The 19979-nt window shown below is 63.5% G+C and carries 22 protein-coding genes and 1 pseudogene; 10 read left to right on the forward strand and 13 right to left on the reverse strand.

What is annotated here, in order from left to right:
- Window positions 1-25: 25 nt before the first annotated feature.
- Window positions 26-1336 (reverse strand): Nramp family divalent metal transporter, encoded by a 1311-nt coding sequence (locus CYAGR_RS15885; RefSeq protein ID WP_015110872.1) that lies wholly within the window; start codon window positions 1334-1336, stop codon window positions 26-28.
- 89 nt (window positions 1337-1425) lie between these two features.
- Window positions 1426-2349 (reverse strand): vitamin K epoxide reductase family protein, encoded by a 924-nt coding sequence (locus tag CYAGR_RS15890; RefSeq protein WP_015110873.1) that lies wholly within the window; start codon window positions 2347-2349, stop codon window positions 1426-1428.
- Between the two features lie 121 nt (window positions 2350-2470).
- Here CYAGR_RS15890 and cadR point away from each other — a divergent pair, with 121 nt between their 5' ends.
- Complete coding sequence (gene cadR, locus CYAGR_RS15895; protein ID WP_015110874.1) at window positions 2471-2887, forward strand: Cd(II)/Pb(II)-responsive transcriptional regulator; 417 nt, start codon at window positions 2471-2473, stop codon at window positions 2885-2887.
- Between the two features lie 351 nt (window positions 2888-3238).
- On the opposite strand, the gene CYAGR_RS15900 is transcribed toward cadR, so the two are convergent.
- The 4 genes from CYAGR_RS15900 to CYAGR_RS15915 all read right to left on the reverse strand — a co-directional run bounded on the left by CYAGR_RS15900 (window position 3239) and on the right by CYAGR_RS15915 (window position 7901).
- Complete coding sequence (locus tag CYAGR_RS15900; protein ID WP_015110875.1) at window positions 3239-5341, reverse strand: heavy metal translocating P-type ATPase; 2103 nt, start codon at window positions 5339-5341, stop codon at window positions 3239-3241.
- Window positions 5342-5539: 198 nt separating this feature from the next.
- Window positions 5540-5896, reverse strand: coding sequence for a hypothetical protein (locus tag CYAGR_RS15905; RefSeq protein WP_015110876.1), 357 nt, complete (start codon window positions 5894-5896; stop codon window positions 5540-5542).
- 126 nt (window positions 5897-6022) lie between these two features.
- A complete protein-coding gene (locus CYAGR_RS15910; protein ID WP_015110877.1) occupies window positions 6023-7516 on the reverse strand; it encodes a multicopper oxidase family protein in 1494 nt (497 codons plus the stop codon).
- A 10-nt stretch (window positions 7517-7526) separates the two neighbouring features.
- Window positions 7527-7901 carry a DUF411 domain-containing protein gene (locus CYAGR_RS15915; RefSeq protein ID WP_015110878.1) on the reverse strand — a complete coding sequence of 125 codons (375 nt, stop codon included), beginning with the start codon at window positions 7899-7901 and terminating at the stop codon, window positions 7527-7529.
- Window positions 7902-8307: 406 nt separating this feature from the next.
- Here CYAGR_RS15915 and CYAGR_RS19520 point away from each other — a divergent pair, with 406 nt between their 5' ends.
- From CYAGR_RS19520 to CYAGR_RS15925, 3 genes are all read left to right on the forward strand, one after another.
- Window positions 8308-8685 (forward strand): DUF305 domain-containing protein, encoded by a 378-nt coding sequence (locus CYAGR_RS19520; RefSeq protein ID WP_051017158.1) that lies wholly within the window; start codon window positions 8308-8310, stop codon window positions 8683-8685.
- Entirely contained in the window at window positions 8658-8855 is a 198-nt protein-coding gene (locus tag CYAGR_RS19525) for a DUF305 domain-containing protein (RefSeq protein WP_051017159.1), read from the forward strand. The genes CYAGR_RS19520 and CYAGR_RS19525 overlap by 28 nt, the downstream gene beginning before the upstream one ends.
- A gap of 218 nt (window positions 8856-9073) precedes the next feature.
- Complete coding sequence (locus tag CYAGR_RS15925; RefSeq protein ID WP_015110879.1) at window positions 9074-9793, forward strand: MauE/DoxX family redox-associated membrane protein; 720 nt, start codon at window positions 9074-9076, stop codon at window positions 9791-9793.
- A gap of 436 nt (window positions 9794-10229) precedes the next feature.
- Here the strand turns inward: CYAGR_RS15925 and CYAGR_RS18640 are convergent, their stop codons facing one another.
- Window positions 10230-11312, reverse strand: coding sequence for a tetratricopeptide repeat protein (locus CYAGR_RS18640; protein WP_015110880.1), 1083 nt, complete (start codon window positions 11310-11312; stop codon window positions 10230-10232).
- A 159-nt stretch (window positions 11313-11471) separates the two neighbouring features.
- Between CYAGR_RS18640 and CYAGR_RS15930 the strand changes: the two genes are divergently transcribed.
- Window positions 11472-12209 carry a DUF305 domain-containing protein gene (locus tag CYAGR_RS15930; RefSeq protein ID WP_015110881.1) on the forward strand — a complete coding sequence of 246 codons (738 nt, stop codon included), beginning with the start codon at window positions 11472-11474 and terminating at the stop codon, window positions 12207-12209.
- A gap of 145 nt (window positions 12210-12354) precedes the next feature.
- Window positions 12355-14463: a heavy metal translocating P-type ATPase gene (locus tag CYAGR_RS15935; RefSeq protein ID WP_216593355.1), complete on the forward strand. Its 2109-nt coding sequence runs from the start codon at window positions 12355-12357 to the stop codon at window positions 14461-14463.
- Here the strand turns inward: CYAGR_RS15935 and CYAGR_RS17475 are convergent, their stop codons facing one another.
- The 3 genes from CYAGR_RS17475 to CYAGR_RS15945 are packed head-to-tail and all read right to left on the reverse strand — an operon-like array spanning window position 14464 to window position 15226.
- Window positions 14464-14733 (reverse strand): hypothetical protein, encoded by a 270-nt coding sequence (locus CYAGR_RS17475; RefSeq protein ID WP_342662067.1) that lies wholly within the window; start codon window positions 14731-14733, stop codon window positions 14464-14466. It abuts the gene before it with no gap.
- A gap of 14 nt (window positions 14734-14747) precedes the next feature.
- The gene (locus CYAGR_RS15940) at window positions 14748-15002 is read right to left on the reverse strand and encodes a DUF3721 domain-containing protein (RefSeq protein WP_015110884.1); all 255 of its coding nucleotides are present in this window, start codon (window positions 15000-15002) and stop codon (window positions 14748-14750) included.
- A 53-nt stretch (window positions 15003-15055) separates the two neighbouring features.
- Entirely contained in the window at window positions 15056-15226 is a 171-nt protein-coding gene (locus CYAGR_RS15945; RefSeq protein ID WP_245552556.1) for a DUF3721 domain-containing protein, read from the reverse strand.
- A 109-nt stretch (window positions 15227-15335) separates the two neighbouring features.
- Between CYAGR_RS15945 and CYAGR_RS15950 the strand changes: the two genes are divergently transcribed.
- The 4 genes and pseudogenes from CYAGR_RS15950 (at window position 15336) to CYAGR_RS19665 (ending at window position 17311) form a co-directional block, all read left to right on the forward strand.
- Complete coding sequence (locus tag CYAGR_RS15950) at window positions 15336-15752, forward strand: heavy metal-responsive transcriptional regulator (RefSeq protein ID WP_015110886.1); 417 nt, start codon at window positions 15336-15338, stop codon at window positions 15750-15752.
- Between the two features lie 230 nt (window positions 15753-15982).
- Window positions 15983-16522 carry a DUF305 domain-containing protein gene (locus CYAGR_RS15955; protein WP_245552557.1) on the forward strand — a complete coding sequence of 180 codons (540 nt, stop codon included), beginning with the start codon at window positions 15983-15985 and terminating at the stop codon, window positions 16520-16522.
- An 8-nt stretch (window positions 16523-16530) separates the two neighbouring features.
- On the forward strand, window positions 16531-16923 hold the full coding sequence (locus tag CYAGR_RS15960; protein WP_015110888.1) for a DUF302 domain-containing protein: 393 nt from the start codon (window positions 16531-16533) through the stop codon (window positions 16921-16923).
- Between the two features lie 152 nt (window positions 16924-17075).
- A pseudogene (locus CYAGR_RS19665) lies at window positions 17076-17311 on the forward strand (YrrC family ATP-dependent DNA helicase).
- 152 nt (window positions 17312-17463) lie between these two features.
- Here CYAGR_RS19665 and CYAGR_RS18645 read toward each other — a convergent pair.
- The 3 genes from CYAGR_RS18645 to CYAGR_RS18650 form a co-directional block, all read right to left on the reverse strand.
- A complete protein-coding gene (locus CYAGR_RS18645; protein ID WP_071881608.1) occupies window positions 17464-17733 on the reverse strand; it encodes a CDGSH iron-sulfur domain-containing protein in 270 nt (89 codons plus the stop codon).
- Window positions 17726-17908: a conjugal transfer protein TrbI gene (locus CYAGR_RS15965; RefSeq protein ID WP_043326014.1), complete on the reverse strand. Its 183-nt coding sequence runs from the start codon at window positions 17906-17908 to the stop codon at window positions 17726-17728. The genes CYAGR_RS18645 and CYAGR_RS15965 overlap by 8 nt, the downstream gene beginning before the upstream one ends.
- A gap of 633 nt (window positions 17909-18541) precedes the next feature.
- On the reverse strand, window positions 18542-19735 hold the full coding sequence (locus CYAGR_RS18650; protein ID WP_156818500.1) for a hypothetical protein: 1194 nt from the start codon (window positions 19733-19735) through the stop codon (window positions 18542-18544).
- Window positions 19736-19979: the final 244 nt, after the last annotated feature.

Genomic DNA, 19979 nt, shown 5'->3' on the forward strand with positions numbered 1-19979 from the left:
CCACACAGAGTCTGCTGTCAACAGTTCAGCCGCCCCGCAGCACGCTGCTGAGCAACGAGAGGTTGATCATCACAATCACACTGGCGCACAGCCAGCCCGCCGCCTGAAGCCAGAGCGGCGTTCTGAGCTCGCCCATCAGACCGCGCCGTCCGCAGAACCACACCAGAGGGATCACGGCGAAGGGCAACTGCAGCGACAGCACCACCTGGCTCAGCACCAGCAGATTCGTGGTGGCCCGTTCCCCGAACAGGATCACCGTGGCCATCGCCGGGATCAGGGCGAGAGCGCGGGTGAGCAGCCGCCGCTTCCAGTCCGGAAGACGGATCTGCAGGAACCCCTCCATCACGATCTGGCCGGCCATGGTGGCGGTGAGCGTCGAGCTCTGGCCCGCCGCCAGCAGGGCCACGCCGAACAGCACGCTGGCCAGCGAGGTGCCCAGCATCGGCGTCAGCAGCCGGTAGGCCTCGCTCAGGTCCGTGACCGGCTGCGGCAGCCGTCCGTAGAAGCTGCCGGCGGCCAGCACCAGGATCGAGACATTGATCAGAAAGGCCAGGCTGAGGGCAATCAGCGTGTCCCAGGTGCTGAAAGACAGGGCCCTGCGCTGCGTCCCCTGGCCACCGGCCCAGAGGCGGGTTTGCACCAGCGAGGAATGCAGGTAAAGGTTGTGGGGCATCACCGTGGCCCCCAGAATCCCGGCGGCCAGAAACAGCTGCTGACCGTCCCTGAGGCTGGCGGCCTGGGGGATGAAGCCCTGGCCCACCTGGCCCCAGTCGGGTTGGAGAAGCAGCATCTCCACCGCGAAGCAGCCGCCCACCAGGGCGACCAGGGCGATCACCAGCGCCTCGAGGCGCCGGATTCCAAAGCGCTGCAGGGCCAGCAGCAGCAGGGTGTCGGCGGCGGTCAGCCCCACCCCCCAGAGCAAGGGAAGACCGAACAGGAGTTGAAGGGCAATGGCGCTGCCCACCAGCTCGGCCAGGTCACAGGCAATGATCGCCACCTCGGCCAGCAGCCAAAGGGGAATCCGGCAAAACCGCGGCAGGAGCTGGCTGCAGGCCTGGGCCAGATCCAGCCGCGTGGCGATGCCCAGCCGGCAGCAGAGCGACTGGAGCACCATCGCCATCAGGCTGGAGAGTCCGATCACCCACAGCAGGCGATAGCCGAACTGGGAACCGGCCGCCAGATCGGTGGCCCAGTTGCCCGGATCCATGTAGCCGACGGCCACCAGGTACCCGGGTCCGAGCACCCGTAGGAACGTGCGCAGCGTGCCCAGGCCGGCAGGCACCTCCACGGCCTCCGTGTCGATGCGGGCGGCGGTGCCGAGCGGTGCATCAGGCATGAAGCGATGCCAGCGGAGCTGGAGGTTAGGGCGATGGTGGCGTTGGTCCCTTATCGGGGAATGGCTGGCCTGGCAGGGTGATTGCCTGCTCAGAAGTCGCGAGGACCCGTGTAGCCACTGAGATCGGCGAGGGTGTTCAGCGGCTTGACGCCCGAATCCATAACGCCCTTGATTTGCCAGCTGGGGTAGCCCTGAACCCCCTGCTGCTTGCACAGCTGCGCCTGGGTGTTGGCACCGTCTTCAGCGCATTCGATCACCTGGAGCTTGGCGGCGGCCTCTTTCCCGAAGGCTTCCTTCTGGTCATGGCAGTGGGGGCACCAGTACGCGGTGAACACCCGGGCACCACTGCTGGTCAGGTGCTCTGCCAGGGCTATCTTGGCCGGGGTACTGGCGCTGACGACAGCTGGAGCTACCCGTCCGCTTGGAGCGACAGGCTGGTCCGCCGAGGCCGCCCAGCCCAGCCCCACTAGACCGACGAGCAAGGCCGTCATCACTCCGCGAAAGATCAGCTGGCCAAGGTCGATCCAGCGACTTCCCACAAGGCTCAACAGGAACAGCGCAAGGCTGAGAGCGGCTGACACCACACAGAAGGTGCAGAAGGCCTGGATCTCGAAGATCATGAGGCCCATCAGCACCAAGCTGAAGACGGCCATGCCGCAGCTGACGAGGAACAGAGCCCACCAGTTGCCCTCGGAGGCAGGGGCCCGCCGACCTCCTCGCAGCAGCGGGATCAGAGCCAGAACGAGCACCGTGCCGTAGGCCAGGAATCCAAACAGAGACAGCGGCTGGCCAAGCAGGGTGCCCCAGGCGCTGCCGAGCACTTTGTCGCATCCATCGCTACCGCCAGGACAGGACAGGCTGCCGATCCATCCCCAGCGTTTGGCGGTGATCGAGCCCGTATCGACCAGGCCGATCGTGGCGAGCACAGCCATGCTGAGCCGGATCCAGGGCCGACCTGGTTCCTGGCCAGCCCGTCGGCTGGAGAGTGATTCGGCTAACGACTCGCTGTTCACAGGTTGGGAGGAGGCTGAAGATGGGACCATTAAAAAGTCTGAAGTAGCTACAGGGTCAAGGGCCTAGGCTTGCGCCGTGAAAGTTTGAGGGATCGACTTGTCAACCAAAGGCGATCAATCCATGCAGATCGGCGAGCTGGCACGGTCTACAGGATTGAAGGTCGAAACCATCCGCTATTACGAACGCGAGCACTTGCTGCCGCTGCCGCAGCGCACGAAGGGAAACTACCGCCTCTATTCGCCGCGGCATGCGGAGCGATTGCGCTTCATCCGCTTCTGCCGCAGCATTGACATGAGCCTTGACGAGGTCCGCATCTTGATAGGGGCCCTCGACACACCGTCCGGAAGCTGCCTGACGGTGAATGCCCTGCTGGACGAGAAGATCGCTGAGGTCGATGCCCGCGTGGATGAATTGCACAAACTCCAGGATCAGCTGCGGCAGCTCAGAGGGCTCTGCCAGCAGCCGGATCAGGGGGAGATCTGCGGTATTCTCGTCGAGCTGAATCGCTGTACTGAAAGCAGAAAGCCAGTCGTCTGAAAAACTCGCAGTGGTTGATCAGAAGACTGGCAGAACTTACAAGCCTGGCGATGTCATTTCATGACGGGATTGGATTACTTGCAGCAGCAACATCCACCCGTGGAAGGTGTGCCACCTACCGGTTGTTGTGGGACCGCCGCGAGAACTGCATTGGAATCTCGATTCCGCTCGGTACTGGTTGGCGTGGATGATTCGTTCGCCTGGGCAGGAGCGACCATGGAGCCAAAGGCAATCCCAGTCAAAAGCAATAAAGCCAGAGGAGTGATTTTCATCACACAGTCATCGTAAGACAACATCACCATACACCCTCCACTAGAGGGGAGAGTCAAGCCTGGGGAGATGCAGGGCTGCTTAGCCGCGAAGAGCAAGGACATTGGGCATGCGGATCAGACGAAGGCCATTGGCGATCACGATCAGGCTGGTGCCCATGTCCGCGAAGACCGCCATCCACATCGTGGCATTTCCGGCCACGGTGAGTACCAGAAAGAGGGCCTTGATTCCCAGCGCCAGCGCGATGTTCTGGCGCAGGATTCGAAAGGTGCGGCGAGAGAGAGCGATCGTTTCCGGAACGCGCATCAGATCGTCATTCATGATCACCACGTCGGCGGCTTCGATGGCGATATGGGTGCCCGCGGCCCCCATCGCAAAGCCGATGTCCGCCTGGGCCAGGGCCGGTGCATCGTTGATGCCATCGCCGGCCATGGCCGTGAATCCATAGCGGGCCTGCAGATCGGCCACCGCCTCGAGCTTGTCCTGGGGCAGCATGTTGCTCTTCACCTGCTCGATGCCAGCTATGGCCGCAATTGCTTCGGCGGTGGCTGCGTTGTCGCCCGTGAGCATCACCGGGGTGACGCCGAGGGCCCGCAGAGCCTCCATGGCGGCCGCGGAGCTGGGCCGCACGGTGTCGGCGACGGCGATCAGGGCGAGCACGCCGCTGACATCCGCGAGCAGGCTCAGGGAGCGGCCCTGGCGCTCATGGACCTGCATCGACGCCTCCAGTGTGCTGGAGCAGAGCCCCAGCTCATCGATCCAGCGGTGGTTGGCCAGCATCAGCCGCCGTCCCGCGATCACGCCGCGCACACCGCGCCCCGGCAGGGCCTCGAAGGCCTCCACGGCCAGCCGCTCGCCATCAAGGCCTGTGGCCACCGCCTGCGAGACCGGATGGTCGGAGCGCCCCGCCAAGCTGCTGGCCCACTGCTTGAGCGCGTCAGCGTCTGAGCCTTCTTGCTGTGGAGAGAACGCCACCAGCTTGGGCTTGCCCAGGGTGATCGTGCCGGTCTTGTCGAGCGCCAGAACCTTGATCTTGCGGGCCTCTTCGATGTAGAGGCCGCCCTTGATGATGATGCCGCGACGGGCGGCGGTGGCCAGGCCGCTCACCACCGTGACCGGGGTGGCGATCACCAGGGCGCAGGGGCAGGCGATCACCAGCAGCACCAGGGCCTTGTAGATCGCCTGGGGCGGAGTGAATCCCAGAAGAGGTGGCGCCAGCAGGGCAACGGCCAGGGCGACCACGAACACCGCCGGGGTGTAATGGGCCGCGAAGCGATCGACGAAGCGCTGGATCGGGGCGCGGGAAGCCTGGGCCTCCTCCACGGCCTGGATGATCCGCGCCAGGGTGCTGAGTGAGGCGGGCGCCGTCACCTGGATTTCCAGGGCGCCGCCCTGGTTGATCGTGCCGGCGAACACCGCGTCCCCCGGGCCTTTGTCCACCGGCAGGCTTTCGCCGGTGATCGGGGCCTGATCGATCGCGCTCACGCCAGAAAGCACCGTGCCATCGAGCGGCAGCCGCTCGCCCGGGCGGACACGCGCCACATCGCCGATGGCCACAGCGCTGGCGGACACGCGCTGCCAGCGGCCATCGCTCTGACGGATCTCCGCCTCGTCAGGGGCCAGGGCCATCAGGCTGGTGATCGCCTGGCGGGCCCGCTCCACCGCCCGCGCCTCAATCGCCTCGGCCACGGCATAGAGCGCCATCACCATGGCGGCTTCCGGGAAGCGGCCGATCAGGAAGGAGCCCGTGACCGCCACGCTCATCAGCGCATTGATGTTGAGACGGCCCTGGCGCAACGCGGCCAGGCCCTTGCGAAACACGGAGAAGCCCGCCAGGGCGATCGCGGCGATGGCGATTCCGATCTCCAGCAGCTCGTGGCCAGGGAAGGGGGGAACGACCAGATGCAGCAGCTCCGCCGTGACCGCCAACGCCAGGGAGCCCGCCAGGCGAAGCCGTTCACGGAGCCGTTCGGCCCGGGTCTGGGCGGCGGACGGCCGGTGATCGGGGCTGATCGTCTCCGGGTTGAACCCCAGCCGGCGAATCGCAGCAAGGGCGGAGCTTAGCGCGGCCGCTTCGGCATCGATCGCCAGAACGCGCTCGGCCAGCAGGAACCTCAGGCCACGGATGCCGTCGACACCTGCGAGGGCATGGCGGATCTCGCCTTCCTCCGTGGCGCAATCCATCGCGCTGATCCGAAACAGTGCTTCTCTGGCACTTGCCGGCTGCGGCTGGAGCTCCGGGGTGCCTCCGGCCGTCTGCCCGCTGGTTCCGCTGCTGCAGCAATGTTCCGCCATGGTCCTGTCATCCAGACCCCAGCAAACAGCCTGTAGTCACTTCAGGGTCAAGGATCTGGGCGGCACCGTGGGGCTGCGGGCTGTTGATCAACGCAGCTGGGAACACTCCCGATCCGGCAACTCCTGATCCAGCCCATCGGCTTGCCGGGCCAGCTTGGCTCCAGCTGCCGTGTAGAACCTGAACTGCTGGCGGTTGACGTAGAGAACCCGCTGGCTGCGCAGCAGGTGTTCTTCCGCTTTGTGGCGGCAGTCGATCAGGGCCTGGTAGTCGATGGTCAGCTCGTTGCGGTCGTTGGCATTGGCCCCATCGGCCTGCTTGCTGAGGAGCGGGCAGATTCGTTCGCGGATGGTTCGGACCAGGGCGATTTCGGCCTTCATGGCCTGCTCGGCCAGAGCGTTGCGTTGATCCAGCAGGTTACGACACGCCTCCAATTCAGCCGCCATCACTGGGGCTGCCAGCCACCAACAGCTCAGCAAAAGGGTCAGGACGTGGGGCATTGACGGATCAATTCGAGTCATGTGTCTTTGGCGGCTTGGGCGTGATCATCCTGAGCAGAGACAGACCATCAACTACTTAATCTGCAGTACCCCCATCATCCCCAGATCCTCGTGGTCAAGGTTGTGGCAGTGATACACCGTGCGCCCTGGAAAATCCCGGAACGTCACCCGGATCCGCACCTCCTCGCCCGCCTTCACCAGCACGGTGTCCTTCCAGCGGCGCTGGGCTTCGGGGCGGCCGGCGCGGCTGATCACCTGGAAGGGATTGACGTGCAAGTGGAAGGGGTGATCCATCACGTCGTCGTTGACGATCAGCCAGTCTTCCGTGCTTCCAAGGGCGACACGGGTGTCGATGCGGTCGGGGTCGAAGGGCTGGGCATTGATCACGAAGCCCATGCCGCCCCCGCCCATGCCACCGGCGCCCATGCCCCCCATGCCGTGTTGCATCCCGCCCATCCCCATCCCCATCCCCATCCCCATGGCATGGGCCAGGGAGAAGCGGCGCGTGAGCTCCGGCTGCGGCAGGGCCGCCACGGGAATCAGGGTTTTGGGGAGTGGCAGCGTCGCCACTGATCCGGCGTAGTTGAGGGTGGCCAGGGTTTGAGGAGCGTCCGCCACCTGGCCCATCCCCATGTGACCACTGCGCTGATAGGGCAGGTTGAGCAACCGGTAGCTGCCGGGTGCCTGGTTGCCCTGCACCAGCACATCGGCCCGCTCGCCGGGGGCCAGCAGCAGTTCGTCCAGGGCCTGCGGGGTCGCGATGGCACCGCCATCGGTGGCTATCAGCACCAGTGAGTGCCCCTCCAGGGCCAGGCGGTAGATGCGGGCATTGGAGGCATTGAGCAGGCGCAGCCGCAGCAGGCCGCCGCTGGGGATCGACAGGTCAGGGTTGAGCTCGCCATTCACCGTCAGCAGGGGGCCCTCCCGGCCGAGCATGCGCCCCATGCCCTGGCCAGCCTCGCCCTGGCCGGAAGCGCTGGCGAAATCCTTGAGCACCAGCACGGTTTCGCTGGCGGCCGCCACTTCAGGAATTCGGTCGAGATCACCGCGCACCACCAGGGCGCTTCTGAGGCCGCCGAACACCTCATCGGCCGAGAGTCCGTGCTGGTGGGGGTGGACGTAGAAGAGGCCGGCCGGGTGGTCCTTGGCGAGCGTGAACGCATAGGAGAAGGAGCCACCGGGCGGCACGCTCAGGAAGACGTTGTCGGCCGTGCCGGTGGGGGGGATATGGAGCCCGTGGAAGTGGAGATTGGTGGGTTGCTTGAGTTCATTGCGCAGGCGCAGGCGCACCCGATCGCCGGCGTTCACCTCCAGCAGCGGACCGGGGGAGCGGCCGTTGTAGGTGAGCAGCTCGGGGGGGCTACCGGGAAGGGTCCCCCGCGTGGCCTGGGCCACTAGCTCCAGATCAGCGACGCCGCCACGGGAGGCCAGCCGCGCCGCACCGGCCGGCTGGGCCCGGACGGCGGAGCGCTGCACCCGGTCCCAAAGAACCGGCCCGACCACGGCCGTGCCGAGGCCGGCGAGCCCCAGGCCGAGCACCTGCCGTCGCCGAAGGGGAGTGGTCATGGTTGGGTCCTTACTTGGCGTGCTGGGAGAAGCTGCTGATGGCTCCGGTCCGCGTGAAGGCCATCACCGTGAACGCCTCTTTGCCGTAGGCCGATTCCATTCCTGGGGAACCCAGGGGCATCCCCGGAAGGGCGAGGCCCGCCACGGGAGGCCGTTTCTGCAGCAGCCGTTTCACATCGACAGCAGGGACGTGACCCTCAAGGGCAAAACCAGCGACTTCGGCGGTGTGGCAGGAGGCCAGGCGGGCGGGGACCCCCAGGCGTCGCTTGATCACGGCGACATCCGCCACCACGACATCGCGAACGGCAAAGCCATTGGCGCGCATGTGCTGCACCCAGCCCTTGCAGCAGCCGCAGCTCGCAGATCGGTAGGAGGTGACCGGCATCAGGGCTGGAGCGTTGGCGCGTGCCGGGAGCGACCCGCCCGCTGAGACAACGGCAGCAACAGCGCCGACTCCCGCCAGCAGGCCCAGGAACCGCGCATGTTCGCGAAAGGGTGTCGAGTTCATGGCCTCTGATGCGTGGATGTCTCAACCGTAGAGCCTCCACTTAAGTGGAGAGTCAAGCCTGGGATGACCGGTTGCGGTAGGCGCAGATTTGCTGCGGCCTTGGACCATGACTCTCCTGCCAAGGGGTCCATGCGGGGCGGTGGGTTGACCCTGCCGCCATGAGCCCATGCCGCTTCACCACCGCCTTGATCGGGCTCGCCTCTGCCCTCAGGGTGGCGACTCCTGCCCTGGCTCAGATGCCCGGCGGCATGGATCACGGCAGTTACCACGGGATGCCCATGACGTGGGCCCCGCCGCCACCTACGACCTGTGCTTCATCGCCGGCAAGGTGCAGCACCACAACGGCGCCCCGCGAATAAGCGAATTCGTCTTCGGCATCGGCCAGCCTGGTGTGGGAGCCCTCGGCAAGACGATCTGGCGCGATCAAGCCAACGAGATCCGGGCCATGGGCCTCTGGCGCAAGGCCTGGTATCCCCAGGCGCCCGTCTACCCGGTGGCGCTGGCGAGCTATGGGGATCCCAACAGGCTCAACGGCCTCACCCACATGAGCCAGGCCCAGATCGGAGGTATTCGCATGATGGACGACGCTCCGGCCCCACCAGGAACAACCGCGTTATCTGGATCCTCGAAGGGATGCTCGATCACCACGGCGTGGCGCTGATGATGGCCCATGACGGCCTGGCCAAGAGCACCAACCCCACGATCCGCCGCTTCGCCAGGGGGGTGATCGTGGCCCAGCGCGCCGAAATCATCGAACTGCGGCGGATGCTGGCGCTTGAGGGCCTGAGCAAGCCTGAGTACAGCCGTTATGACTCACTTTTCAGACTCTGAGCATGACTCGACCAGGACCTGGCAACCCTCAAGCAGTGATCAGCTCAGATGAAGTGGAGCGTTTGCTGGGAGGACATCTGAGGCTCCCCAACCGGGGCCATCCGCCACGGCCCACCGGACGAAACCAGTCTGCAGACGGGCCTTCAAGCCGGATCATCCAGGCCTTGACTCTCCAGTGAACTGGAGACCATACGGTGAGGTCTGTTGCCAAATCGACCATGTCCAGGACCTTGCTCAAGCAGCCCGTCAGCCTGCATCGCATCGCCACGCCGGATCATCTCTGCCCCTACGGCCAACTCGCCGAGGACCTGCTGAAGCAGCAAGGGATTCCCTTTGAAGACCATCTCCTCACCAGCCAGGACGAGGTGGAGCGCTTCAAGGCGACCCATGGCGTGGTCACCACGCCGCAGCTGTTCGCTGCCGGCGAGCGGGTCGGTGGCTACACCGATCTGGCCCGGCGGCTGGGGGTAAGACCCCGCAAGCCTGGCGGACGCACCTACCGGCCTGTGATCGCTGTGTTCACCACCGCAGGCCTGATCGCCCTGGCGCTCGGCATCGGGCTTCAGGGCTTCATGGGCGTGGCACTGGCCCTGCTCGCCTGCCTCAAGCTGATGGATCCATCCGCCTTCGCAACGTCGTTCCGGAAATACGCCAGGCTCAGCCAGAGGTGGCGACCCTATGCCGGCCTTTATCCCTATCTGGAACTGCTGGTGGGGCTCGCCGTCCTGGCTGGCCAGGCCATCCCTCCGATCGGAGTGATGGCAACGTTGATGGGGTTGGAAGGCGCGATATCGGTGATCCAGGCGGTCTACATCGACAAGCTCGATCTGAACTGCGCCTGCGTGGGTGGCAACAGTCGAACACCGCTCGGTCTTGTCAGCGTTCTGGAGAACGTGGCCATGGTGGCGATGGGTCTGCTGATGCTGAGCGGAAACTGAGTCCGGTGCGCTGCCGTCATCCGATCAGGGTCTTTGTCAAGTTGCTCTTCTTTGGTCCAGACCGAATAAGAGTGGGGTCATGCGCCAGCTGCTTGAGCGCCCTCCAGGTGGGTACACCCCTGGAGGGCCGAATGCGGCTTTAGAGAGTTGTACGGCTAGCGCCAGCGATCGGCAAAGGCCTGAGAGTCGCTCATCGTGCTGAAATATGAGCGGGTCATTTCATGCTCGGCACTGCCAGCTCCCACAAGTGCCATCATTGATCGGAACATTATCGCCGGGGGTCACCCCAACATCGGGCGATGGGGTGCCGGCTACACTGAAGAACCAGTGGCATCAGCCTGCTCAGCCAAACAGTCACACTGTGGTTTAACCATCCGAAATGGATGGACTTCAGCTTTCCTGCCCTGACAGAGGGGAATGAGAGGCAGAAAGCTACTTACAGATTCTCAATTTCTTTCGACTTCTCTGCAGCTTTTCGTGCTTCAACTCGCATGTCCAGATTATTGTAGATCCATGCCTTCATATCCCAAGACCTGAAATCCATATCATCAATCGCGGTTGCCTTTTCACATGCAACAAGAGCTTCCTTGAACCTTCCTAACCGCATCAGCAAGATTGCCTTCATTTGCCAGATGACAGCAGCCTGACTGTTCACGCACAGGGCATCTTCCGCAACTGCAAGGGCCTCCTCATGGCGCCTCATTTCGTACAGTGCGCTGGCTTTCATTAGGTAGAATGCATACTCGCTAGCATTTAATCTAATTGCATTATCGAAGTCGGCTATTGCGCTTCCATAGTTCATATCACGCATGGCGCAAACACCCTGTCTTGAGCACAGCCAAGCTTTTTTATGCTCGCTGTTGTAAGGCATGCTCTCCGAGGAGGATGAATCAGCACAAAGCACAGATGAAGAATCTTCCGCTTGCAGTTGCGAATTAATAGTCGGCTGCAATTGACCACGCACCTTCTCCATTAAGGAGTTGAGTCCAATATCATACTTTTCAATTAAAGACTTATGATCTGCGTCATAGGATTCAGCCTTCTGCTCTAAGTCACCATGAAAACCAGCTAGTGCAGCATCAGCCTTTTGCTGCAGACTATCTTGAAAGTCTGCTAGTACTTCAGATATTCTGCTTGAGACTTCAGCATTAGCAATGCGCGTTGCTTCGTCAACTATCTGCCGTATAATGCTGCTTCGAAGCACGAAAACTGCTACACCAAGGAGAACCGGGAGAATGGCTAGAACTCCCAACAAGAACTGAATCAATTTCATTGTAGATCCAAATGAACGCGCAACCTCCTCCTCTACGCTGTCGCGAACTCTACCTTCCTCCTGAAGCATTCCTTGCCTCAGGCTTTCGTTAACTATGCTCTCAACTTCTTGTCCAGACAAGGTGGTATTGGCTCTTCCTAGAGAGAGCACCGAAGCTTCCATTGGTTGCCAGCCAGGCGTGAAAAGTAAACTTGTAAGCAGCAGGTTCAGGATCCGCGAACGACTGCGGAAGGGTGACAAGTTCATGGCCTCTGATGCGGGGATGCCTCAACCGTAGAGACTCCACTTGAGTGGAGAGTCAAGTCGCTGCGTTCGCGGCGCTACCTGCCGTCATGGCGTTGCACCCAACCCTTGACTCTCCTGTCAAGGGGAGACCATACGGTGAGTGGGTCTGACCCTGTCTCCATGCGCCCATCCCGCTTCACCGCCACCTTGATCGGTCTGGCCTCTGCCCTCACCGTTGCGGCGCCTGCCCTGGCCCAGATGCCCGGTGGAATGAATCACGAAGGGCACCACGGCATGCCAGGGATGATGAACATGCCTGGGATGTCTGCTCCGGCCGGATCCGCCCCAGCACATGCCGCCCACGCCCACGACGTGGGCCCGGCCGGTGCCACCTACGACCTGCGCTTCATCGATGGGATGGTGCAGCACCACACCGGCGCCCTGCGGATGAGTGAATTCGTCTTCAACATCGGCCAACCTGGTGTGGGCGCCCTCGGCAAGACGATCTGGCGCGATCAAGCCAACGAGATCCGGGCCATGGGCCTCTGGCGCAAGGCCTGGTATCCCCAGGCGCCCGTCTATCCCGTGGCCTTGGCGAAAGGCGGTGATCCGAACAGCCTCAGCGGCCTCACCCGCATGAGCCAGGCCCAAATCGATGGCATGCGCATGATGGGCCCACTTCCCACCCGGGACAACCGTGTGGTGTGGTTCCTCGAAGGGATGATCAACCACCACGGCGGGGCGCTGATGATGGCCCACGACGCCCTGGCCAAGAGCACCAACCCCACGATCCGCCGCTTCGCCAGGGGGGTGATCGTGGCCCAGCGCGCCGAAATCATCGAACTGCGCCGGATGCTGGCGGTGGAGGGCCTGCGCAAGCCTGAGTACAGCAAATACGACGCTCTTTTTCGTCTTTGAGCGAAAACCTGGGTAGATCCTTTCTAAGTAGCCCCACCGATCAGGAGCAGCCAGGATGAACACGACGACAGTCACCCAGAACCCTACCCATTCCTACGGGAAGCCCGGAAGCCACGGCCCGCCGCCCACTGGCGGCGGCAAAGGCATGGCCAAGGATCCCATCTGCGGCATGGTGGTTCCCAGGGCCACAGCCCTCACCACCCAGCGCGGCGGCCGCGACTACTACTTCTGCAGCCAGACCTGCCTGCAGACCTTCCAGAATCCGGACCGCGAATTGCGCGTGATGCTCCGGCGGGTGGGCTTCGTGATCGGCGGGGTGCTGGCTCTGGCGCTGTTGCGGGCCGGGGCCTTCATCGCCCTGGCCGCTGGGGTGAGTCTGGTGTCCTGGGCTCCTGTGTCCTTCCTGCCCTGGATGAGCTGGGGGAAGTGGCTGTTCGTGCTTGCCACCCCCGTGCAGTTCATCGGTGGCTGGTCGTTCTATACCGGCGCCTGGGCTGCCCTGAAGCGCCGCGCCCTCAACATGGACGTGCTGATCGCCCTGGGCACCTCCGTCGCCTACTTCTACAGCGTGGTGGTGGTGTTCGCGCCGACCTGGCTGCCGGTCGGCGTCAGTGAACGGGACGTGTACTTCGAAGTCTCGGCGGTGGTGATCGCCTTCGTGCTGATGGGCAAGTACATGGAGGAGATCATCAAGAAACGCTCCTCAGCCGCCGTGAGGAAGCTGCTCGACCTCCAGCCCGCCACGGCCACGGTGATCCGCGAAGGGGTGGAGATGACCGTGCCCGCCGATGCCATCGACACAGGCGAGACGGTGCTGGTGCGGCCGGGCGAGAAGATCCCCGCCGATGGGGTGGTGCTGGATGGCATCTCCTCGGTGGACGAATCCTTGCTCACCGGTGAATCTCTCCCGGTGGCCAAACAGGCCGGCGCCGAACTGATCGGCGGCACTCTGAATGGAATGGGCCTGTTGCGCTTCCAGGCCAGCCGGGTGGGATCCGACACGGCGCTGGCCCAGATCGTGCGGATCGTGGAAGAGGCCCAGGCCAGCACCGCCAGCGTGCAACGCCTGGCCGATCAGGTAACCGGCTGGTTCGTGCCGGCCGTGGTGTTGATCGCCTTCGCGGCCTTCGCCCTCTGGACCCTGGCGGGCCAGTTCAGCAGTGGTCTGCTGGCCTTCATTGCCGTGCTGGTGATCTCCTGCCCCTGTGCCTTGGGCATCGCCACCCCCGCGGCCCTGATGGTGGGGGTGGGCAAGGGCGCCGAGCAGGGCATCCTGATCCGCAGCGGCGAGGTGCTGGAGCGGGCCGAGAAGCTCACCACCGTGGTCTTCGACAAGACCGGCACGCTCACCTTGGGCAAGCCGGTGCTCACCGATCTGGAGCCCCTGGCAAGCCATTCGGAGCAGGAAGTGCTTCAGCTCGCAGGTTCCCTGGAGCATGGCTCAGAACATCCCCTGGCGGCGGCGATTGCCGAGGCCGTTGCAGAGCGCCATCTGGAGCTGTTGCCGGAGGAGCAGTTTGCGGCCCAGGTGGGTGAGGGCATCACCGCCAAAGTGGGCGGGGACGTCGTCTGGTTCGGCAACCGTTCCCTGGCGAGCCGCTTCCTGCCTCGGCTTCCCGAGCCTGTGGAGGGGCTGCTTGCTCAGCTTGAGGCCCAGGGTAAAACGGCCATGCTGCTGGGGCGCGCCGATCAGATCCTTGGGGTGATCGGCGTTGCCGATACGGTCAGACCCGAGGCCGAGCAGGCCGTGGCCCTGCTGCTGCGCCGTGGCGTGCGGGTGATCATGCTCAGCGGCGACAACCGCACCACCGCAGAAGCGATTGCCGCCCAGGTGGGGATCACCGAGGTGATCGCCGAGGTGCGGCCAGCTGACAAGGCCGGAACGATCAAGTCCCTGCAGTTGGATGGGCAGAACGTGGCCATGGTGGGTGATGGCGTCAATGACGCCCCGGCCCTGGCCACCGCCAACATCGGCATCGCCATCGGCTCCGGTTCGGATGTGGCCAAGGAGGCCGGCGACATCATCTTGATGGGCAACGACGTCCGGCTGGTTGTGACCGCCATCGGCCTGTCGCGGGCCACCATGCGCAAAATCCGCCAGAACCTGTTCTGGGCGTTCTTCTACAACATGATCGGCATCCCGATTGCCGCCTTTGGTTGGCTCAATCCGATGATCGCCGGGGCGGCCATGGCCCTGAGTTCGCTCTCGGTGATCGTGAATTCCTCCTTGCTGCGTCGCTTCCGGGCCGCTTGATCAAGATGACGGTGGTGCCGGCTTCCGTCCACTTCGACTGCCCAACAACAAACCAATCCCTGAGCCGGCAATGAACAGGGTGAGCACGCCGAGGACAGTGGAGTAATAGGGCTGAAGGTTGATGACCCCGAAGTTGCCCGTATGCAGCTTGATTAACCAGAAGGCTTCAATGTCCCGGGCCGAAAGAGCGCCATAGAGCGAACCGGACAGGGCCGTCACCAGGAGTGGTAAGGCGGCCATCGGCACCAGGGTGCGGTGGAGCCGTCGCAACTGGTGTGGTCGGTTCATTCGTTCTGTAGCGCCTTGTGCAACTGCTGTTCATTGGCGCAGGGCATCCACAGGGAGCCCATAGGGAAAACACCCTTGCACTTGAGCTCGTCAGCACGCTTTTCGGCTTCCTGCTTGGTCTTGAACATGCCCTTCATATGGGCCTCAGCCGGTGCCGTGGTGAGAAGTGGGGAGATGGCTGCCGCTGCCAGGGCAGCCAGCAGGGCCCAGCGTTGGTAGGGCAGCAGGCGGGTGGTGTGGGGCTGGTTCATCGGGTGGTGGCGGCGTGGGTCGAAGGTCAAAGAAGTAGAGCGGAGTGATGGAGTCACTTCTCCTTGGAGACCGCCTTTTGATAGGCCTCAAAGTTCTGACAGGGCATCCAGTCTTTGCCCATCGCAAAGACACCGCTGCACTTCAGCTCCTTGGCACGCTGTTCTGCAGCGGCCTTGCTCGGGAACATGTCGTAGTCCTGGGCTCGGGCGGTGCCAGAGGCCAAGCAGCCAGCTGCCAGGAGCACAAGAACCAGAGTGAGGCGGTTCACGGAATACCAGGGGGAAGGTGCCGAGGTCAGTTTAGAGTCTCCTCATAAGTGGAGAGTCAAGCCCATGGCAGCCATCGGCCTCACGACTGGGCTGAAGATCGGTGCGCTGGCCGGCCGCAGTGGCCTGCCGGTCAAGACCCTGCGCTACTACGAGGACCTGGGTCTGTTGCCGGCGATCGGCCGCAGCGAAGGTGGCTACCGCCTCTTTGCTGAGGAGAGCCTGCGCCGTCTGGAGTTCATCCGCCGCCTCAAGACCCTTGGGCTCAGCCTGGAGGAAATCCAGGCCTGCCTGGCGGTTCACGATGCCGGTGATCTGCCCTGCGGTGACATCGAGATCCAGCTGGGACGCCAGATCGAGCGGATCGATGGCCAGATCAAGGAACTGCGGCAACTCAGAAAGGAACTGAAGGACCTGCTGGCCGGCTGGCAGAGCAATCCCACCAAGGACAGCAACGTGATCTGCCCCAACCTGCATGTGTGACGGCCGCCAGGTGAAGCAATGACCCGGAGAGGCGTCCAGCGTCCTGCTGCCTCCCCATGCTAATGACAGGCAGACGGCATGGAGCAACGCTGATGATCCAGCACCGACTCGCGACGACAGCAGGGCTTGGGGCGCTCCTCCTATGGCTGGGAGCTCCTGCTCTGTCTCAGGCTCCCCAGGTGGCGGCCCCTGCAGGCGGGATGGGAGCGGGGCAAATGGGTCCGGGGCGGATGGGCACCCAGTCGATGGATCAGCACTTCATCGTGATGATGATTCCTCACCACGATGGGGCGATCGCCATGGCCGATCTTGCCCTCACCCGCGCAAAACGTCCCGAGATCAAAGAGCTGGCCAAGAGCATCAAATCCAGTCAGACGAGTGAAAACACACAGATGCGGACCTGGTACAGGCAGTGGTTCGGCGGCGACGTTCCCGCCATGACGGGTGGTGGAGCCATGGGCATGGGGGGGATGGGTGCTGGCATGGGAATGAGTGGTGGCATGGGTCCTGGCATGGGCATGGGCTGCTGCAGCGGAATGGGAATGATGGGCACCAGCCTGGCCGCCCTGAAGAACTCCGCCGACTTCGATCGGGCCTTCATCGAGCAGATGATTCCCCACCACCGCATGGGCGTGATGATGGCCTCGATGGCCCAGACCAGCAGCCAGCATCCGCAGCTCAAGGTGATGCAGCAGGCCATGGTCAAGGCCCAGAGCCAGGAGATCGAGCAGATGACGCAGTGGTATCGCAGCTGGTACGGAACGTCCTGATGTCAGCCATGGATCCGTTCTTCATTCGCGACACGCCGAAATCCTTCGAGGAGACCAGTAGCGCCCTCCAGGAGGCGGTGGTGGACCAGGACTTCGGCGTGCTGGCCGTCCATGATCTGGGCAACACTCTGCGCAGCAAGGGCCTGCCGTTCCCGGAGCAGTGCCGCATCTTCGAGGTGTGCAACCCCCAGCAGGCCGCCGCGGTGCTCAGCACCACGATGGCGCTCAGCCTGGCACTGCCCTGCCGGATCTCCGTCTACACAGAAGCCGGCCAGACCCGCCTTGGCATGATCCGCCCCGAGGCGATGCTTGCGGGCCGCTCGGCCGATCCCGCCCTGAAGGAAGTGGCCCGCGCGGTGGAGTCCTCCACCACGGCGATCATCGAGGCCGCTGCGGCTTAGCCGGGAAGCTCTGCAAAGGTGAGCCCACAGGACACGTCCACCCTGGCCCCCTTTCCTCCACTGATCCTGCTCAGGCATCGCCGCAGCCCACCGAGGTGCTGGCGGGATCGATCGAGCGCGTCACCTTCCACAACGCTGAGAATGGCTTCTGCGTGCTGCGCATCAAGGCCCGCGGCACCACGACATGGTGACGGTTGTGGGCCCTGCCGCCGAAATCATTGCCGGTGAATGGTTGACCGTGAGCGGCACCTGGGTGTATGAACGCGAGCACGGCCAGCAGTCCAAGGCCTCCTTCTTCAGGGCATTAGCCCCCCACCACCGCCGAAGGGATCGAAAAGTACCAGGGCTCGGGAGTGATCCGCGGCATCGGCCCGACCTACGACGGTGACGGCCTGGCGGCTGAGCTCTCGATCTTGCTACTCGCTCTGCTCTGAGAGGAGCGCCGCAGGGATGTAGCCAGAACCATCCCCTGGACGGAGCAAAGCCTGGGCCTTGAGCTCACACCCAGATAGAAGGCAGCCGTCCGGACGATCGAGACACTCAGGCCCACCACGTCCACCAATGTCTGCGGCCCGCTGGCCTGGCGTGGCGGCCATCGCACAGCGGGTAGCGGTGGGAGTGGCCGCAGCCGCAGACCATCACCGTGCTGGCCTGATCAAGCCGTAGCTCGCGTGACACCCAGCCGGTGCCGAGGTGGGCGCCATCACAGATCCAGCCATGGCGGCTGCGGCCGCAGCGGCAGAGCTGGTGCACGCCGGCTGGCAGCTCCAGGGGAATCGGACCCGAAGAGGGTGGAGCCGATTCAGCCATAGCATTCACAGCCACAGGCGGCATGACAGGACTCACCGTTGGGGTGCCCCTTGGCGCAGACCTCGCTGCAAAAAAGCAGGGCGCCGTTGCGGAACGGGCTGTCCGCTTGCACCGTGCAGTGGCAGGCCGGGCAGGCGCACTGCAGCGTGGCGGGTTTCTCCTGGGTCGCGTTCATGGCCTCTCCTTGCCCTGCGCCGATGGGCCCAGTCAGGTGCCGCCGGAGCCGGGGAGGAACGGCTTGCCGTACTGACAAGCCTGGCTGGCGGAACTATTCATAAGGGAGAGGCCACGACCAGGGCAGCGCGAGCCCAGACCCTGCAACCGTCCCAAGGGCGTCCGACATGGGGCGCCCTTCTTATTGGGGAAGAGTTCGGCGGTGATCATCTTCTGAGAAGACAGGCAGAGCAGGGCTCCCCACCACGGCGCCTATAGGCGTCAGTTCCGGGCGCCCCCTTCATGCAGTCGCCTGGCTATCTCAGACTTTACTCAGCTCAGAGTCTGAGCATCACGGTCAGCCATGGTTGATCCCTCTCGGGTTTCGTTCCGCGCCTGGAACTATGAGAACGAGAAGGGAAAGCAGGCACTAAGCCGCAAGGCGTGAAGAACGCCCGTACTAGAAAGGGTGTCCTGGTTTGGCCGGCACCGCTTCGACGTCCTGCGCCAGCTGTGGCTGATGGTGGCTCGGGAGCGCGGCAAGGTTGCCAATGGCTGGGCGGGGTGCGGCCTGGCCAAGGTTTCGGTGCTTGAGCCGCATGTGCGCCCGGGCCGCAACTCGGGAGCCTTCCCTTTGTCCGCGCGGGCGGGTGTTTCAGGTGTCTTCAGGCTTGCGTTCTTCTTGGAACTGCCAGCCGCAACCCCTCCCTCCCTTGGGATCACTCATGTCAACGACGAAGCAGCCAGGGAAACTCGGAAGCGGCTGAGGCAGGGGGCCGTTTGCCGAGGCTTTACGCGCATGCCGTTTGAGGGTGTCCGTTGTTGAGTGCAACTTCTTGGCCAGCTGCTTCGTTGTGTACACATCAGGGGCGAGATCGGGTGTCGGCACCGGGACGTGCGATCGGGGAACCAGCAATCCGCTGCTGAGCTTCTGGTGGCCATCCGGTGCTGCCGATAGAGAGAGCAGAGCCCGCAGGAACACTTTCAGATTCAGGTTGAACTCAAGGCTCTGATCTGAGGTGATCTGAGGATGGATCCTGTTCCACCAAGCGAGGATCATTCTTATCCCCTCACGTGCATCGCTGGAGATCTCTTCTGAACGCAGGAACCAGCTCAGCTGCTCCAAAAGCTTGCTCCTGCTTTCGTCATTGAGGTTGTCGACTAGCCAGCCATCGGCCTGCTCCGGCGCTTCCGGGGGCGACTGCGGTGCCCATTCCGAGAAGTGGTCCCGGCATCCCTGGGGGCCAGCGACCTGTGGAGACTGCAGGCGGGGAAGCGCATGGATCCGCAGCGGAATGTTCAGCTCGCTGATGGTCTTGATTCCACTGAACGCCTCAAGGGCATCGAAATCGCCCAGTCTCAGCCCCACCAGCGGTGAGGAACTAGGAGTATTGATTTGAGCGACTCGCTTGAAGATCTCCTGTTGTACTTCTGCTGAATGTCGCAGTGCCCTTGCATGTGACCGTTTGAACTCGGATACCCATCGGGGGGACTGGACGACCCCAGCCAAATGTGCCAATGTCTCATTCTTTGCTTCATTAATGGATTGCAGTGCCGCCGATATATTGACCTGTATAACTCTCTCTTTGCACTGCTCATCCTCAGCCGCGATATGCCCTCCGGTCGCGGCTTTAGTTGCGATCGGCTTGATGATCCCTGGGTTGCCCTTCGAAACTGGGGTGGCCTCACAGTGGCGCTTAGTCGGACCGCAGCTGCCACCATCCGTCTGGGAATTCATGTCTTTCGTCTGCCGGCTGGGTTGGGCGGACCTCCTGGCTTTCCCAGGCTGGCTTGGAGAAAGGCCGGCGGCTCTGGGGTTGGCGGGCTTTGCTGGCAGTCCGGTGGTCATTTGATTCATGGCCAGTTGAGACTGGCTGCGGCGGGGCTCATTTGAGACGAATGATACAGAGTTTTTCCGATCTGGTCCCTGGTGTTGCCACCAGCCACGGTGCCTGCAGCCAAAAAATGGATCCACACCCCCTGCCAGTGGGGGTACGAGGCGGTGAGACCGAGGCTTGCTCACCGGATGGAAGTGCACAGTTGGCCCCGCAAGCCACGGCCAGTAGGCATTTCGTAGGCATGATTCCTCCGAG

It is taken from the genome of Cyanobium gracile PCC 6307 (genome assembly GCF_000316515.1).
Lineage (GTDB): Bacteria > Cyanobacteriota > Cyanobacteriia > PCC-6307 > Cyanobiaceae > Cyanobium > Cyanobium gracile.